Source organism: Labrys sp. F242 (genome assembly GCF_057813875.1).
In genome coordinates, this window is sequence record NZ_JBVASG010000001.1 from 2,895,537 (window position 1) to 2,911,474 (window position 15,938).

A 15,938-nucleotide genomic window follows, 5' to 3' on the forward strand; every position below is an offset into this window, starting at 1 on the left:
GGCAATGTCCAAGGGAACATTGCCGCCGCATCGTCCCGCCCTGAAGTTCGCCGCACCCGGCCCGCGGCGTTGAATCGCCGCCCGCTTTTCAGCTACCCTCGCCCGGCCACCGCGGAGACCGGCCATGCGCTCGCTGTTCCACCTTGCCTATCACGTCATCGATCTCGACCAGGCCCGCCACTTCTATGGCGACGTGCTCGGTTGCGAGGAAGGACGCAGCACCCAGAGCTGGGTGGATTTCGACTTTTTCGGCCACCAGATTTCGCTGCATCTGGGCACGCCCTTCGCCACCAGCCGGACCGGCAAGGTCGGCGATCATTTGGTGCCGATGCCGCATCTGGGCGTGATCCTGCCCCTCGATGCCTGGCTGGACCTGGCCGCCCGGTTGGAGAAGGCCGGCATCGCCTTCGAGATCCCGCCGGTGATCCGCTTCCAGGGCGAACCCGGCGAGCAGCGCACAATGTTCTTCCGCGACCCGAGCGGAAATCCGATCGAGATCAAGGGCTTCAAGGATTTCGACGGCGTGTTCGCGCGATAGACTGGCCATACCAAATGCAACGGGCGCCCGATCCGGCGCCCGTCGTCACGCATCACTGACCAAACGGCCTACCAGACCGCCTGCACCTCCGGCGCCTTGCGTTTGAGATGCACTTGCTCGTCGACGTGGTCGACCCAGTCCAGCGGCACGAAATGATGCACGCCGTCGGGCGAGGTGTTCTTGGCGAGCCGGATCTGGTCGTCGCCGAGATCGTCGACCGTGCCGATATTCACGCCATCGGCGGTGATGACCTCCATGTTCTCGCGAATGTTACCCCCGCCCGGTTCGGGGGCGAGCAGCACGCCGTCCGGGGCCACCGCAGCGAAACCCGGCCAGCCGCTCTGGCGCCATGTCTCGGCCCGCGCCGGCAGGTCAATCGAACCGTATTCCTCCAGGATCATCCTGGCGGTTTCGATCTGGTGGCTTTCGGCCTCGACCGTGAGCAGCGTGCCGCCGCGGCTCATGCCCTCGGTGTAGAGATAGCGCCGTTCGTCTGGAAAGAAGAAGTGCTTGAGCATCGCCCAGAAGCCGCCTTCGTCACGCCGGTGATCGTAGGAGGCGCTGTCTTCCTCCCGGACATAGTCGGAATTCTCGTCTTTGGCGTTGAGCGTGATCTGGTCGCGGGCAAACCCGGCCGCCAGCAATTGCTCGAGCGCGGCTTGCGCGTCGGATCGATTGTCGTAGAAACCGGTGATGATCTCGGTCATGGCAGACTTCCTTTGCATCCGCCCGTGGAGTCCACGGGCCTAAAGCGTTTTGCGATGAGACGGAATCGCCCGGAATCGCAAAGACGCGTCGAAACAAGGAACCAGAGCAAACAAGCGTTCAGGCATGAACGCGCTTTGCTCTGGGGTGACAGGACGTTCCACTATGACAATGCCTGAGCAGCGCATGCGTTCCATAAAAAGCGCAAATCGGTGACGGCAAATGGTGGGTGGAGAGCCGGAATCCTCCACTTGCGGTCCGGTTTTGGCCGACATCGTACTCCCGATGACGAGACTATCGCTGCAACATTCGGTGCATCACCGGTCGCTGCTGCAGCTGCAAAATGGCCGGGATCACACCCTCCCTACGCCCGCACCGCCTCCACCACGCCCACGGCCGACTCGGTCGGCACCACCCGCGTCAGACGGAACCCGGCCTTGGCGAGAAGCTGCCGGTATTCCTCTTCCGTGCGCTCCTGGCCGCCGGGCAGTGTCAGCATCACCATGTCGAGCAGCTTGCCGGGATGGGGAGCATCGCCGGCGGGCAGCACCATCTCGACGAGCAGGAGCCGCCCGTCGGGCTGCATGGCCTTGTGGACATGGGCAAGAATGGCCAGGCACTGCGCCTCGCTCCAGTCATGGATGACGTGGGAGAGCACATAGGCATCGCCTCCCACGGGCACCGTCTCGAAGAAATCGCCGGCCTCGATCGTCACGCGCGCCCTCACGCCGCGCGCCTCCAGCAGGGCCGGCGCCTCGGCCACCACATAGGGCCGGTCGAACAGGACGCCGCGTGGCCCCGCATGTTGGGCCAGGATCGCCGCGAGCAAATTGCCGGTGGCCCCGCCCACGTCGACCACGGTGCGGAAGGGCGAGAAATCATAGGCTGCGGCGACGGCCGCCGGCTCCTGGCCATGCACGCCGACCATCGTCTCGCTGAACAGGGAGGCTTCGTCCGGGTGCCGCCCGAGATAGTCGAAAACCGGCATGCCATGTACTTTCTCGAAGGCGGTCTTGCCGGTCTGCAGCGAATAGATGATCTCATCGAGGGATCCAAAGAACCAGGAACTGCCGAAGGTCAGCACCGTGGCCCTGGCCGCGCCCGGCGCGCCGGTCTTGAGCGCCTCGCCCAGCTCCGTCAGAGCGAAGCGCTGGCCAGGATGTTCGCCGAGGACACCCAGGCTGGCAAGGCAGCGCATGAAGCGGTGCAGCGAGGGCGCGTGGAGGCCGAGCGGACTTGCCAATTCGTCGGCGCTGCGCGGGCCGGCGGCGAACTGATCGGCGAGGCCCAGTTTCGCCGCCGCCCAGACCATGCGCGCAACCCAGCTGCCCATCGCGATCTGGATCAGCTTGACATGCGGGGGAGGTTCCTGGACCGTCGGAGAAATCTGCTGGACTGAAGCTGGGCGCGTCTTGTCGTCCATGGCACCTCTCCCGAGCGGCTTGTAATGGACCAAGTCTGCAACCTAAAATAGCATGACCATCGATGCCTCGCACGGGAATGATGAAGTTGAATCATACCGCCGCATGACCGGCCTCCGCCGAGCGCGCCCGGCACAGAAGCGTCGCGGGCAACGCTTCACCCCAAGCACGTTCCCCTTGTTCGAGCCACAGGCACGATCAAGAGGAATCTGCACGATATCAAACGCTTGCAGAATTTCCCGGCGAGGCCCACGGATGGATCTCTCCGGGCAATTCTGCTTGGCCAAAGCCTTCCGTTACCTCGGGGTTCTCTACGGCAATCGCGGAGGACACCGTCTCTCTTCCGCCAGTCCGCCTGCTCCAAAGTGGGCTCGAAGCTCTGGCTACGAATAGCCCTAGCGCGTTCCCGTTCTAAGCCAGGAAACGCGGAGGGAAAAACCGTTAGCGTACGAACAAAAATTACTGAACCACCCTTATGAAATATTATTTTCCGCAATACTACTTGGATGTACTCCCTCAATCCGGTTGACATTGCGAAAAGTGGGTATAGTCTTCCTGATCAACAGCCCTAATACAGGGAAGAATGGAAGTCGGGGATGTCAATCGTCAGCGTCATTACCGCCTCAGGTAGAGACCAGTGCGACTTTCGACCTTGATGACCAGATAAAACTTGAAATCTAAGGGAGGTTTTCGGACCTCCCTTTTTTATTGCCGTAAGGTTATCTCAAGCGCATCGCACCGAAAACTGGGTGCGGATTTTCGGCAAGAACGATGCGGCAGCGATAATCTACGGAGTCCATCTCTTCGCGCCTCGAAATCCGTCGAAGAACATCGTCCTTCCATGACAATGTTGACGCGGTGGTTTGGCTTGCAAGTCAGCCCGTGATGCGCCCCTTCCCCGCCATCAGCGTCACGCAGGCCGCTGTCAGCGCGACCATGGCGACATAGCCGATGGCGAGGGGGATCACTGTACCGTCGAACACCTGGCCGATCAGGATGCCGATGGCAGCGCCGGGCACCATCTGCAGGAAGCCCTGGGTCGAAGCCGCGGTGCCCGCCACCTCGCCGAGCGGCTCCATGGCCAGGGCGCCGAAATTCGACAGGATCATGCTGAAGACCAGGAACTGTACCGCGCTGAGCCCGAAGAACAGCCAGAGCGGCAGCGCCTGCAGCAAGGCGGCGACGAGGATGGCCAGGGCCGCCGCGCCGAACACCATGAGCGCGAGCCAGGACAGGAGCTGCATGCCGTAGCGGTTGACCAGTTGCGCATTCACCATGCCGCCCAGCGCCGAGCAGGCCGCGCCGCCCGCGAAGAACAGCGGAAACATCGCCTCGACACCGAAGACATCGCGATAGATCTGCTGGGAGGAATTGAGAAAGCCCATCAGCGCGCCGAACAACGCCGCCATGCCGATGATATAGGCGAGCGAGACCCGGTTGGCGAAGACGATGCCGAAGCCTTCGATCACGGCGCCGAAGCCGAGCGGGCGCTTGTGTTCGGGCTGCAGCGTCTCTGGCAGGCGCCACCACACCCAGGCGATGACGATCACCCCCCACCCGGCCATGAAGCCGAACAGGCCGCGCCAGTCCATCACCGTCATCAGGCCCTGGCCGAGCGAGGGCGCGAGGATGGGCGAGAGCATCAGCACGGTGAACACCAGCGACATGATCCTGGCCATCTGGTTGCCGGCGAAGACGTCGCGCACCAGCGCGGTAGAGATTACGGCGGAGGCTGCCGCGCCGCTGCCCTGGATGAAGCGCAGGGCCACCAGGGCATTGAAGTTCGAGGTGAAGAAGGCGCACAAGGCCGCTACACAATAGATGGAGAGCCCGACCAACAGCGGTCCGCGCCGGCCAAACCGGTCGGAGAGCGGCCCGAACACGAGCTGCAGCAGGCCGAAGCCGAGCAGATAGGCTGGAATCACCAATTGCCGCCGGTTGGGATCGGGCTCGCCGAGGCTGGCGCCGATCTGCTGCAGGCCGGGCAGCATGATGTCGATCGCGAAGGCGTTGACGGCAACGAGGCTGGCCACCAGCACGATGAATTCCGTGCGCCCGAGCTTGCCCACCACGGGCTCGTGGCTTGTCGTGTCGGTCATGATGGGATTCCTATGAACTGCTTTCATAGGATGATTCCAGGGGGCGCCGATAGGGCTTGGCGGCGGACCGGCAGCGTCCATCGGCGCCTTTACAGTCCGGCCAGCCGCGCCCTGCCCGCTTCGCTGATCGCCACCTTGGTGCGCTGCGTCCGCGCCTGGCGTTCCACCACGTCGAGCCAGCGTCCTTCCTCGGTGAGGTCATGTGCGGCGCGGATCACCAAGGCGTGCTCCACCTCGAACAGTCGCGCGAAGCTGCTTGTATCGTCGGCGATGTCCAGGGTCACGGCGGCGAGGATGACGCCATCGAGAGGCGAAAGACGCGGGTCGAGCCGGCGGATTGCCTCGATCGTCGCCATCAAATCCTCTTCTTCTTGGCTCATGCGGCCACCATCACCCGGCTCCTCAGGGAAACCAGCACCGATTTGGAGGTCGGCGTGTCGCTTTCCTCGCCGGCGCTCGACAGCGGCACCAGCACGTTCGCCTCGGGGTAGTAGCCCGCAATGCAGCCGCGCGGAATGTCGTAGGAGACCAGCCGGAAATTCTCGGCGACACGAATGATGCCATCGTCATGCTCGCCGACCAGATCGATGATCTCGCCGGGCACGGCACCGATGGCGGTGATGTCGTCGGGATGGATGAAGACGACCCGGCGCTCGCCCTTGATGCCGCGATAGCGGTCATCATGGCCGTAGATCGTGGTGTTGTACTGGTCGTGCGAGCGGAAGGTCTGTAATACGAAGACGCCTTGGCGCCCGCGAGCCTGCTGGAAGGCTGTCGCCTCCGGCAATGGGACGGCAGCGAAATTGGCGCGGCCGGTCGGCGTATTCCACTCGCGCTCGGCGGCGGCATTGCGCAGATGGAAGCCACGCGGCTTACGCACCCGCGCATTGTAGTCCTCGAAGCCGGGAATGGTGCGGGCGATCCTGTCGCGGATCAAATCGTGATTGTCGGCAAGCGCTGCCCAATCGACCTTGTCCGAGCCGACGGTCGCGGCGGCGATGCCGGCGACGATCGCGACTTCCGAGCGCAGCTCCTTGGAGGCCGGCGGGTTGATGCCACCCGAGCCGTGCACCATGCTCATCGAATCCTCGACCGTAACGATCTGGATCTTGCCCGCGCTGTTGCGGTCGACCTCTGTGCGGCCGAGGCAGGGCAATAGATAGGCGGCGCGCCCCGGCATCAGATGCGAATGGTTGAGCTTGGTGGCGATGTGGACGGTGAGGTCGCAGGCCCGGAGCGCCTTTTCCACCAGGGGCGAGTCCGGCGTGGCGCGGGCGAAATTGCCACCGAGACCGATGAAAGCCTTGGCACTGCCGTCGAGCATGGCGCCGATGGCGGCAAGCACGTTGTGGCCATCGGCGCGCGGTGGCTCGAAGTCGAACTCGCGGGCGAGCGCGTCGAGAAAGGCGGCCGGTGGCTTCTCGTTGATGCCGACGGTGCGGTCCCCCTGCACATTGGAGTGCCCGCGCACCGGGCACAGCCCCGCGCCGGGACGGCCGACATGGCCGCGCAGCAGTAGGAAGTTGGTGATCTCCCGGATGGTCGCAACCGAATGGAGATGCTGCGTCACGCCCATGGCCCAGGTGCAGATCACCTTCTCGGCCGACAGGTAGATGTCGGCGGCCGTCTCGATCTCGACCTGCGTCAGGCCCGACTGGTCCTCGATCTCTTCCCAGCTCGTGGCCTCGACGGCGGCGCGGTAGGCGGCAAGGCCCTGGGTGTGCTCGGCCAGGAAGGTTTCGTCCAACAGGGTCGGCCGGCCAGCGGCGCGCTCGGCATCATCGCGGGCGAAGACGGTCTTGGCCATGCCGCGGAAGGCAGCCATGTCCCCGCCGAGGCGCGGCTGGAAATAGTCGCTGGCGACGGGTTTGGAGCCGCCACGCAGCATTTCGAGCTTGTCCTGTGGGTCGGCGAAGCGTTCGAGGCCCCGCTCGCGCATCGGGTTGAATACCACTACGCGGGCCCCGCGCGTCGCTGCGCGCCTGAGGTCGCCGAGCATGCGGGGATGGTTGGTGCCAGGGTTCTGGCCGACGACGAAGATGGCATCCGCCTCCTCGAAATCCTCGAGCAACACCGTGCCTTTGCCGACGCCGATGGCCTGGCGCAAGGCAACGCCGCTGGCCTCGTGGCACATGTTTGAGCAGTCCGGGAAATTGTTGGTGCCGTAGAACCGTACGAAGAGCTGGTAGAGGAAGGCGGCCTCGTTGCTGGCCCGGCCCGACGTATAGAACTCGGCCTGATCAGGATTGGCCAGTGCATTGAGATGGGCGCCGATCTCTTGGAAGGCCTCCTCCCAGGCGATCGCCTCGTAGCGGTCGCTGGCCTGGTCATAGCGCATCGGATGGGTCAGCCGGCCCTGGGCTTCCAGTTCGTAATCGCTCCAGCGGCTCAGCTCGGCGAGCGTATGCTCTCGGAAGAACACCGGCGTGGTGCGCTTGTCGGTCGCTTCCCAGGCCACGGCCTTGACGCCGTTCTCGCAGAACTCGAAGGAGGAACCATGCTCGGGATCACCCCAGGCGCAGCCCGGGCAGTCGAAACCATCGGGCTGGTTCGCCTTCAGCATGGTGCGCGCGCCCGTCAGCGGCGAACCACTCGCCAACAGATGCCGGCCGCAGCTCTTGAGCGCTCCCCAGCCACCGGCGGCCGCCTTGCGAAGTCCGGTCTTGGCTGTCTCGGTCTTCGTGGTCTCGTTCATGGAGGGCTCGCAACGATCTGAAAAACTGCCCTCGCGACATATGGACGATAGCCAGTTTTATCAAATCGAAATATTCTATCGTGCGATAGGATATTGCCCCCATTCAGTATTTATATGCAGTCTTGTTCATATTTATACGAATTACAAACTGCGTGACATGGGTCATTCCCAGTCATACTGCGCAATAACATGTCGCTATAGACGCATCGGCGATGCGAAAACGCGCTTCGTGCCCATTTCAAAGGCATCAACTCTCATTCCCTAAAGCAGATCTGCATGTATTGCATGGCGCCTCAGCGCCGGGCTCATACCGAGCCATAACGCAAATCATCTCCGGGAATGAGGTCAAACCGTTGCGCGAAAACTGGCAAAGGGATGCGCCGCTTAAAGCGCGCCCCGTTCAAGGTGCTTGCAGGCCATCGAACCGGAATTGCGCTACCTTATCGTTGAGGTCGCGGAGCCCCACACCTTACACAAATCCATTCACTTTCAAGTACCTTGCAAAGACCTTGAAAGAGATGCGCTTAAGGCGTAGCTGCCATCGGGGCCGTCGGCATTGGAGCGAGCTTGCGCAGATCCTCCGTCATGCCGGGCGCGAGCTCGCCATCGGCCTTGCCTTCGATGAGGTTGCGCTTGAGCAATTCCTGCTGCAGCACGACCCGGTATTCCCGCGGCCATTTGGCGAAATTGGCAAGGATGTCGTCGACGCTTCGCGGATCGCCGCCGACGGCGGCATCGCCCATCATGCGGGCGGCAGCGGCATAGTTCTGCGGCACGCCGAGCCCATCCAGATACATCAAGGCGAGTTGATAGGTGGCGTAGCTGTTATCGGCCTTCTGCGCCTTGCCGAACTCCTCCAGCGCATCCTTGACGTCCTGCCGCACGCCGTAGCCGGTCTTCAGCATCAAGGCGAGATGGATGCCGGTGTCTTCGGGACGCGACAGGCGGGCCTTGTCGAGCGCCGCCATGCCCTTGGCATAGTCCTTCGGCACGTTGAAGCCGAAGAGATACATGTAGCCGATCCAGACATTGGCGGCCTGGTCGCCGGACGCTGCGGCCTTGCTCAGTTCCCGTGTGACGCCAGCCTTGCCCCGCATGCGCTCGAAGGGCTCGACGAAGCCGCGCTTGAAGAAGAAGGAGCCGAGCGGCTGCTGCCAGGCCATGGTGAGGGAGATGGAGCTGTTGCCGTCCGGGTTGCTGGCTCCGCCGGCCCTGGCCTTGAACAGGCGGCCGGAGCTGATCCAGCCGCCCTGGCTGCCGGCAATGCCAGCCCGCAAATTCATGGCGAGCGCCTTGTCGTTCTGGCCGGCATCGGCGAGCGCATCGCCGAGCTGATGCATGAAGCGCCGCTCGCGCGGATATTGCTTGAGGGCCGCCTCGCAGGCCGCGACGATCTCCTTGGGCGAGGCCGTTCGGGTGCGCCGCATCACGGTGTCAGGATCGAGCGGCGCCGCCCCGATGCGATCACATTCGGTTTCAGGCGCGGGGATGCGCTCGCCGGCCGGCGGGGGCAGTGGATCGAGCTCGCTGACACCCAGAAGCTGCTTGAGCCTCTCCTCCGCCTCGCCGGCATCGCGAGAGTCGCGGAAACGGTCCCGGAATTCCTCGATCACCTCAGGCATGTCGACATCCTTGACCACTTGCCAGATGCGCGGATCGCTCATGCGCAGCATCGCACCGCTAGCGGCCCCGCCATTCTGGAACAGCGAGGGCGGCACCACCTGCGGCGTGAACTTGGTCTGCTTGCGCGGCGGTGGCTCGACGGGAGGCGGTGGTTCGGCCGGCGGCACCATCGCCACCTGCCCGCCTGTCGCAGGCGCCAGGGTGATGACGTCGCCGCCCAGCGAACCATTGAAGAAGGGCGTCTGCTGGCGGTCGGTGGCGCTGAGCACGTCGTCGCGCACCTTGCCGAGGGCGAGGCGGATGTCGAGGCCGGGCCGGGTGAGATAGCGCGCCAGCGCCTGCGCATAGGGGCTGTTGATGCCGTTGCCATCCAGCGCCACGCTGCCCTCACGGGCGGCATAGGCGACGAGCACATTGTCACCCTCCGGCTCCACCCGTGCCAGCCCCTTGCCGACGGAGCGCGTGCCGCGCGTGCGCGACATCTTGGCGAGGAAGGGATTGTTGCGGCAGGCATCGAGGATCACCAGCTTGAGCTGGCCGGCTCCATCCGTCGCCTCGACCACGCGCGACAGCGCCAGCGTCTCGTCCTGGACGTCGCGATCGCTGATCAGATGCGCATCGATCGGCACCAGATAGTTCTCGCCGCCGATCTCGATACCGTGGCCGGAGAAATAGACCACCGCGATATCGGCATTCGACGCGCTCGCCTGGAAGCGCCGCAGCGCCGCGATCATGCCGGCACGGTCGGCGTCAACCACGGTATCGACCGCATCGAAGCCGGCCTTCTGGAGCGTCTCCTTCAACAGCCCGACATCGCGCCCGGGATTGGCGAGGCGCGCCACCTTGGCATAGTCGCTGTTGCCGATCAGCAACGCCACGCGCCGGCCGGCAAGGGCGACCTCCGGCACGAAGGCCACGGCAAGGAAGAGCAACAGGGCAAGGCAGCGTTTCATCGGGCAATCGGACCGTTCTGGAGACTCCATGGCCGCCAAAGGGCGGCGCGCCTATCTCCGATGGAACAAGTGGGCCCCGATGTCCATGGGCGGGGTTGGGATTCGGAGGCAACAATGGCACTATCGACTTATAATCGCACAGCGACCACCGCCCGATACGGAGCTGTCCTTCTTTCCCCAACACGACGCCACTCCAACCTTCATTTCTGTGACCGGCCAAACCAGTCGGCAATGCGAGCGCCCAGACTCTGTGGGCTTTTCCGTTTGGCCCACATCCCCGGTGGCACCAGTGTTGGCGGTATGTTTGCGACATCGGTCGGAAGCCAACGGATAACTTGGCGCGGTGGATCAGAGAGACCTTCGTCGACATGGTGGCCTCGCCATCTGATGTCACCTGGCCCGTCCATCGTGTCCCCTTCCTCTATGACATCACCCTTGTCGATGATGTAGAGCGCTGCGTTCCTGAGGAAACGATCTACTTCTTGCGGAGAAAAGCGGTTCTTAGGGAAGACGGCCTCCTGATCCGGCCGGTCGAATTGCCAGCTGCCGACCATATCCATGGCCAGCCAATCCCCCGCGACGTCGAAGAGCCGGATGTTGCTCCACGCATCGATGGCAGGCAGGCCATTTCGGCGATTAAAATCCAACGTATCTTCAAACACCTCGGATGGGAGCACGACTTCGCCATTCGGATTGAAATAGCAAATGGCTCCCGGCAGTTGCAGGACGTGTCTGGCAAGCCCGGTCACGAAGACGAGTTCATCGACGCCATCATAGTGTTCGGGCCGCACTGGCGCATCGTTGGGCGCTCCAAAAACATAGCTCGCTCTGATACGAACGAAGCTGTCGTGAGCCCCTACCTTCGACGTAGCATCCGCCCAGCGCCATGATTGCTGGACCGCTCGGGCAAGTGCGTTCGGATAGGTGAAAGGACCGAAATGTCCCAGGCTCCATGCGCCGAATAGCATGGCATCGATTTTGGAATCACCCATGTGATCCGGCCACATTTGATTGACGACATCGACGTTTACCAGTCCATTGACGTCCGGACGGTAGGCAACTGTCAGACTCGGACCGCCAAATTGCCAGTGTTCGGAAGACTGATTTTCTCCGATGATGGTATAACTAGGTTGCAGAATTTTCCGAATTACATCGAGATTAACCGCCCCCTCGAACAAGATCACGACAGCTTGTGTGAAGAAGCCTTTTCCCATGGCCATTACTTTGTGAAAATCCGAAACAATTGCGGTTTAGGATAATTACTGAATAGAGAAGATCTGTGCAGGAAAGACTGGCGGAAGGACCACCGGACGATGTTCCCTAGTTTTGCTTCTATCGCATCGCCAGTTATCTGGCAGCCGGAATCCATGATTTGAGCCGGTTTCATGCTCGCGTTATGAAGTCGCCCTAAGCGAACGCCATCGCAAGCAAGGGCAAAATGGAGCTACTATGATCCAGCGTCGCAATTTTCTGATCAACGGATTGCTGACCACCGTGATGGCGGCGGCGATGCGGCCGGCGCGGGCGGCCGAAAGCGTCACCCTGCCGGCGCCGGACCCGAGCAAGCTTGCCACCGATGCCGGCTTCTGGTCTGGCGTTCGCGACCTCTATGACGTCGACCGCTCCACCGCCAATCTCGAAAACGGTTATTGGGGCATCATGGCCCGACCGGTGCTGGAGACCTATGTCGAGAACATCCAGCGCGTGAACCGCCAGAACACGCTCTATGCCCGCAAGTCCTTCGATGCCGACTTCGCCGCCGTGCGTGACCGCGTCGCCACCGCGCTCGGCGTCTCACCCGAGGAGATCGCCATCACCCGTGGCGCCACCGAGGCACTGCAGACACTGATAGCCGGCTACAACAAGCTCCAGCCCGGCGACGCCGTGCTCTACGCCGACCTCGACTATGATTCCATACAATACGCCATGGGCATGCTCGAGAGCCGCCGCGGCGTCACGGTCAAGACTTTCGCCATCCCAGAGCCGGCCACGCGCGAGGCCGTGCTGGAAACCTATCGCAAGGTGCTGGAGGAAACGCCCAAGGCGAAGCTCCTTTTGCTCACCCACCTGTCTCACCGCACCGGACTGGTGATGCCGGTGCGCGAGATCACGGCGATGGCGCGCGCCAAGGGCGTCGACGTCATCCTCGATGCCGCCCATAGCTGGGGCCAGTTGCCGCTCGACATGACCGATCTCGGCGTCGACTTCGCCGGCTTCAACCTGCACAAATGGATCGGCGCGCCGGTCGGGCTCGGCTTCCTCTATATCCGCAAGGGCCGCCTTGCTGATATCGACACCCATATGGGCGACAAGGACTGGCCGGCCGAGGACATCCGCTCGCGCATCCACACCGGCACGCTCAATTTCGCCGCCGCGCTCACCATCCCGGCAGCACTCGATTTGCACCAGTCGATCGGCGTCGCGGCCAAACATGCCCGGGTCAGCCATCTGCGCAATTACTGGGTCGAGCGCGTCGCCGGCATCGGCGCCATCGAGATCCTGACACCGAACGATCCGGCCCTGCATGCCGGCATCACCTCGTTCCGGATCAAGGGCAAGGTGAGCAAGGAGGACAACACCGCCATCGTCACCCGGCTCAGGGACGAGTTCAAGGTGCTCACCGTGCGTCGGGCCGGCGTGGCCGCCGGCCAATGCATCCGCGTCTCCCCGGCCGTCTACACCACCGAAGCCGAGCTCGACCGCCTCATCGCCGCCCTGACGGCCGTGGCCACAGCCTGACGCAAAACGCTCCAGTCCGGCCCTCACCAGCGCATGCTGCGGTCGAGCCGGATATCATCCTGCACCGGCGAGACCGCCGCCTGGACGGCGGCGCGTTCCTCGTCGGTAAGATTGAGCATCTCGAGCCCGGCATCGAGCAGGATCGGCGTCGAGGTCGTCTGAGGCACAACTGCGAGCACCTGGCGCTCCTCGGTGCCGAGGAAGAACGGCGTCTCCTTCTTCTTCAAGACGCTGGTCGCCTTGCGGGTCTTGCCGTCGAGCGAATATTCATACTTGATCGTGTAGTTCAGCCAGGTCCGGGCCTGCGTCAGGACCTTGGCGACGACAGGTCTCATGACAACCGGTTCGGCCATCGCCCGCCTGAGTCTCGATGCCTTGAGCAGCATGGCAAGGCCCGCGATGCCAAGGGCGGCAAACCCACCGACAAATGCGAGGAAAGTGAGGACGCGATCGGTGATCTTCTCGACGCCCAGCTCCAGTGTCAGCAGCTGGGGATCCTCGCGCGAGCGCACAACCCCCGTTTCATAGTCTCCGGCATGCATGTCCACGAACATCATCTCGACCCTGCTCCTGGCGCCGTCGGGTGCCGTGATGGTGGCGGAGCAATCGGTGAAGATGAGCTTGCGGGTCTTGCACTCGCCATTCGAAATCCGCGCATCGTCGGCGATCTCGTAATTGCGGCTGATCTTGTAATCGCGCCACAGATCCTCGGCCTGCCACCAGCCAATGCCGCCCGCGAGGGCGAAGCCGACCAGAACGACGAAACACCCCGTGAGGCGGCTGATGCCGATACGGTTCGCCCGCAGAGGGCGGGTGGGAAATGCGTCGAGCACACTCATGGGGCCGCTTGATCCAGATTGACGATGTACTCGTGTTATCGCCGGGCAGCGGGCATGTCATCAGATCAGGCCGGATTTCTTCTTGAGAAATCACAGTCGAGTTTCGCTGGTTACACCGACGTGACCTTCGGCAAGCGGGGATCAACATCACAAGCAGTCCACAAAACGATTGCGTTCCCTCGCTACCGCCGCTGCACCCCCTTCATCCGCAGCTTACGATCCGGGCGCAGCGTAATGCGCAGCTTTGGCTTGGGTTCGGACGCATCGACGGGGTGTAGCGAAAAGCTCTTCAACAGCACGGCCAGGATCGCGACCGCCTCCAGCATGGCAAAGGCACTGCCGATGCAGGTGCGCGGCCCGGCGCCGAACGGCATATAGGCATAGCGGTGGCGTCCTTTCGCCCGCTCCGGGGCGAAGCGATCGGGATCGAAGCGCTCCGGCTCCTCCCACAGGCTGGTATGGCGGTGCACCGCATAGATGGGCACATAGATCGCCGCTCCGGCGGGAATGACGTGCTGGCCGAGCTTGAAATCGGCCAATGCGACACGCGGAATGATCGCCGCCGGCGGATAGAGCCGCATCGCCTCCTGGAATACCTGGCGCGTATAGGCGAGGTTGGCAATGTGCTCCGGCAGCACCGCGCCGGCCTCCCCGGTTACGGCCTCGATTTCTGCCAGGACGCGTGCCTCGATATCCGGATGGGTGGCGAGGAGATGGAACGTCCAAGCGAGGCCGAGCGCCGTGGTTTCATGGCCAGCCATGACGAAGGTCAAGAGGTTGTCGACCACCTGCCCGTCGCTCATTCGGCGTCCGCTTTCAGGGTCGACGGCCGACAGCAGCAGGCCGAGCAGGTCCTGCCGCTGCTCGGACGACAGTCGGCGCTCGGCCACCACCCGCGACAGCGTCGTGCGCAAATAGCCCGCCGATCGCGTGATGCCGCCCCGCCCCGGATAGGGCAACCAGTCCGGCGCCCTGAGCAGGCCCATGGCGAAGGTCCAGCCCGATCCTTCCAGGTAGCGGGTGACGCTGCGTTCCACCGCCTCGGCATCGATCGCGCCCTGCCCGGACATCATGGTCTCGACGATGATATCGAAGGTGGTGTGCATCATCTCGTGCCCGATATCGAATTCAGCGCCGGGGCCCGTCTCGTGCCAGCGCATGCGCGTGCGCTCCGCGGCGGCGATCATGATGGGCAGGAAGGCAAGCAGCTTCTCGTGCCGGAAGCCCTGCGCCACCGATTGGCGTTGCCATTTCCAGTGCTCGCCATCGGCTGTGAGCAGCCCCTCCCCGAGCGCCGGGCCGAGGCCGCGCCTTGTGTCCTCGCCCTTGCCGAGAGCGGCGCTGTTGGTGGTCAACGCCTCGTGGATCAGCACGGGATCGGTGAGGAAGATCCGCAGCTTGCCGCCGCTGCGCGTGATCACCAGCGGTTCCCTGAAGGCCTCGGGCGGGATGACCTTGAGTGGATTGGTGATCATGGCCGAGAACACCGCCAGCAGGGAACTGCGGCTGACAGCGACGCCTTCGCTCGCCTCGGAAATCACGGGATCGACTGCAATGTTCACGCCGGCCTCCATCGCCTGAATTGTACCCGTACCAGCAATCGATTTAAGGTAATGACCTTAGAGTTAGGCGACATTAAGGTGAGCACCTTAAATTAGGACGGAAACGCATGGCGACGGGGACGAAGGCAAGAAAGGCAGCAACCAGCAAGGGCGGAGAGACGCGTGGGCGTATCGTCTCGCTTGCTCTCGGCCTGTTCAACGAGAACGGGCCTGATCGTGTCACCACGGCGCAGATCGCCGCCGCCGCCGGCATCAACGAAGGCAATCTCTATTACCATTTCCGCACCAAGGAGACGCTGGTCGCGGCCGTGCTCGACCGCTTCGAGGCCGATGCCATGGCGTTGCTGGCGGAAGGAACCGAGGGTACGGCCGATCCGGCAACATCCTTCGGATTACTGGAGCGCTGGTTTGCCTTGATCTGGGAGTATCGCTTCCTGCTGCGCGATATGATCGGCCTGCTTGCGCTCTCACCCGAATTGCGGCTGCGCGTGCGTGCGCTCAGCGCGCATCTGCGCGGCGCCGTCGAAACACTGGCGCAAGTCCTGCGCGAACGAGGATTGCTGGTCGTCCCGGACGACCAGTTCCAGCCACTGCTCGCCAATCTGTGGATCGTAGCGACGTATTGGGCACTCTATCTCGACGTCCACGAGGGCATCGATGCCCTAACGCCGGAGCATCTGGCCTGGGGCCTCGGCCAGGTCCGCAGCCTGCTGCGCCCCTATCTCGCGCCCAGTCTGCAGGCGCTGCTGTAATAGGGTGGCCCG

12 protein-coding genes and 1 pseudogene are annotated in these 15,938 nt (G+C 63.3%); 3 read left to right on the forward strand and 10 right to left on the reverse strand.

Features of this window, described 5'->3' with window-relative positions:
- Positions 1-124: 124 nt before the first annotated feature.
- Positions 125-538 (forward strand): VOC family protein, encoded by a 414-nt coding sequence (locus tag ACZYTC_RS13590; RefSeq protein ID WP_434955563.1) that lies wholly within the window; start codon positions 125-127, stop codon positions 536-538.
- Between the two features lie 68 nt (positions 539-606).
- On the opposite strand, the gene ACZYTC_RS13595 is transcribed toward ACZYTC_RS13590, so the two are convergent.
- The 8 genes and pseudogenes from ACZYTC_RS13595 to ACZYTC_RS13630 form a co-directional block, all read right to left on the reverse strand.
- Positions 607-795 carry a DUF2171 domain-containing protein gene (locus ACZYTC_RS13595; protein ID WP_441774447.1) on the reverse strand — a complete coding sequence of 63 codons (189 nt, stop codon included), beginning with the start codon at positions 793-795 and terminating at the stop codon, positions 607-609.
- Positions 796-999: 204 nt separating this feature from the next.
- Positions 1,000-1,263: pseudogene (locus ACZYTC_RS13600) on the reverse strand (general stress protein); the annotation flags it as partial.
- A gap of 344 nt (positions 1,264-1,607) precedes the next feature.
- Positions 1,608-2,666 (reverse strand): methyltransferase, encoded by a 1,059-nt coding sequence (locus ACZYTC_RS13605; RefSeq protein WP_488989808.1) that lies wholly within the window; start codon positions 2,664-2,666, stop codon positions 1,608-1,610.
- Positions 2,667-3,539: 873 nt separating this feature from the next.
- Positions 3,540-4,763: a multidrug effflux MFS transporter gene (locus tag ACZYTC_RS13610; protein WP_488989809.1), complete on the reverse strand. Its 1,224-nt coding sequence runs from the start codon at positions 4,761-4,763 to the stop codon at positions 3,540-3,542.
- 89 nt (positions 4,764-4,852) lie between these two features.
- Positions 4,853-5,143 (reverse strand): hypothetical protein, encoded by a 291-nt coding sequence (locus ACZYTC_RS13615; RefSeq protein ID WP_434955559.1) that lies wholly within the window; start codon positions 5,141-5,143, stop codon positions 4,853-4,855.
- Positions 5,140-7,458 carry an FdhF/YdeP family oxidoreductase gene (locus ACZYTC_RS13620; RefSeq protein WP_488989810.1) on the reverse strand — a complete coding sequence of 773 codons (2,319 nt, stop codon included), beginning with the start codon at positions 7,456-7,458 and terminating at the stop codon, positions 5,140-5,142. The genes ACZYTC_RS13615 and ACZYTC_RS13620 overlap by 4 nt, the downstream gene beginning before the upstream one ends.
- 524 nt (positions 7,459-7,982) lie before the next feature.
- Entirely contained in the window at positions 7,983-10,034 is a 2,052-nt protein-coding gene (locus tag ACZYTC_RS13625; protein ID WP_434955557.1) for a caspase family protein, read from the reverse strand.
- Positions 10,035-10,234: 200 nt separating this feature from the next.
- On the reverse strand, positions 10,235-11,248 hold the full coding sequence (locus ACZYTC_RS13630) for a DUF4261 domain-containing protein (RefSeq protein ID WP_488989811.1): 1,014 nt from the start codon (positions 11,246-11,248) through the stop codon (positions 10,235-10,237).
- 235 nt (positions 11,249-11,483) lie between these two features.
- Between ACZYTC_RS13630 and ACZYTC_RS13635 the strand changes: the two genes are divergently transcribed.
- The gene (locus tag ACZYTC_RS13635; RefSeq protein WP_488989812.1) at positions 11,484-12,773 is read left to right on the forward strand and encodes an aminotransferase class V-fold PLP-dependent enzyme; all 1,290 of its coding nucleotides are present in this window, start codon (positions 11,484-11,486) and stop codon (positions 12,771-12,773) included.
- A gap of 23 nt (positions 12,774-12,796) precedes the next feature.
- Here ACZYTC_RS13635 and ACZYTC_RS13640 read toward each other — a convergent pair whose 3' ends face one another.
- Complete coding sequence (locus ACZYTC_RS13640) at positions 12,797-13,612, reverse strand: hypothetical protein (protein WP_488989813.1); 816 nt, start codon at positions 13,610-13,612, stop codon at positions 12,797-12,799.
- 182 nt (positions 13,613-13,794) lie between these two features.
- Positions 13,795-15,186 (reverse strand): cytochrome P450, encoded by a 1,392-nt coding sequence (locus ACZYTC_RS13645; protein WP_441774431.1) that lies wholly within the window; start codon positions 15,184-15,186, stop codon positions 13,795-13,797.
- Between the two features lie 95 nt (positions 15,187-15,281).
- On the opposite strand from ACZYTC_RS13645, the gene ACZYTC_RS13650 reads away from it, so the two are divergent.
- Positions 15,282-15,926 carry a TetR/AcrR family transcriptional regulator gene (locus ACZYTC_RS13650; RefSeq protein WP_434955553.1) on the forward strand — a complete coding sequence of 215 codons (645 nt, stop codon included), beginning with the start codon at positions 15,282-15,284 and terminating at the stop codon, positions 15,924-15,926.
- The last annotated feature ends 12 nt before the right edge of the window (positions 15,927-15,938 follow it).

Excerpts from the sequence above, each read along its gene's own strand:
- ACZYTC_RS13610 (WP_488989809.1), bottom strand. The coding sequence starts at position 4,763 with ATGACCGACACGACAAGCCACGAGCCCGTGGTGGGCAAGCTCGGGCGC.
- ACZYTC_RS13615 (WP_434955559.1), bottom strand. The coding sequence starts at position 5,143 with ATGAGCCAAGAAGAAGAGGATTTGATGGCGACGATCGAGGCAATCCGC.
- ACZYTC_RS13645 (WP_441774431.1), bottom strand. The coding sequence starts at position 15,186 with ATGGAGGCCGGCGTGAACATTGCAGTCGATCCCGTGATTTCCGAGGCG.
- ACZYTC_RS13630 (WP_488989811.1), bottom strand. The coding sequence starts at position 11,248 with ATGGGAAAAGGCTTCTTCACACAAGCTGTCGTGATCTTGTTCGAGGGG.
- ACZYTC_RS13640 (WP_488989813.1), bottom strand. The coding sequence starts at position 13,612 with ATGAGTGTGCTCGACGCATTTCCCACCCGCCCTCTGCGGGCGAACCGT.
- ACZYTC_RS13590 (WP_434955563.1), top strand. The coding sequence starts at position 125 with ATGCGCTCGCTGTTCCACCTTGCCTATCACGTCATCGATCTCGACCAG.
- ACZYTC_RS13620 (WP_488989810.1), bottom strand. The coding sequence starts at position 7,458 with ATGAACGAGACCACGAAGACCGAGACAGCCAAGACCGGACTTCGCAAG.
- ACZYTC_RS13650 (WP_434955553.1), top strand. The coding sequence starts at position 15,282 with ATGGCGACGGGGACGAAGGCAAGAAAGGCAGCAACCAGCAAGGGCGGA.
- ACZYTC_RS13625 (WP_434955557.1), bottom strand. The coding sequence starts at position 10,034 with ATGAAACGCTGCCTTGCCCTGTTGCTCTTCCTTGCCGTGGCCTTCGTG.
- ACZYTC_RS13595 (WP_441774447.1), bottom strand. The coding sequence starts at position 795 with ATGGAGGTCATCACCGCCGATGGCGTGAATATCGGCACGGTCGACGAT.
- ACZYTC_RS13605 (WP_488989808.1), bottom strand. The coding sequence starts at position 2,666 with ATGGACGACAAGACGCGCCCAGCTTCAGTCCAGCAGATTTCTCCGACG.
- ACZYTC_RS13635 (WP_488989812.1), top strand. The coding sequence starts at position 11,484 with ATGATCCAGCGTCGCAATTTTCTGATCAACGGATTGCTGACCACCGTG.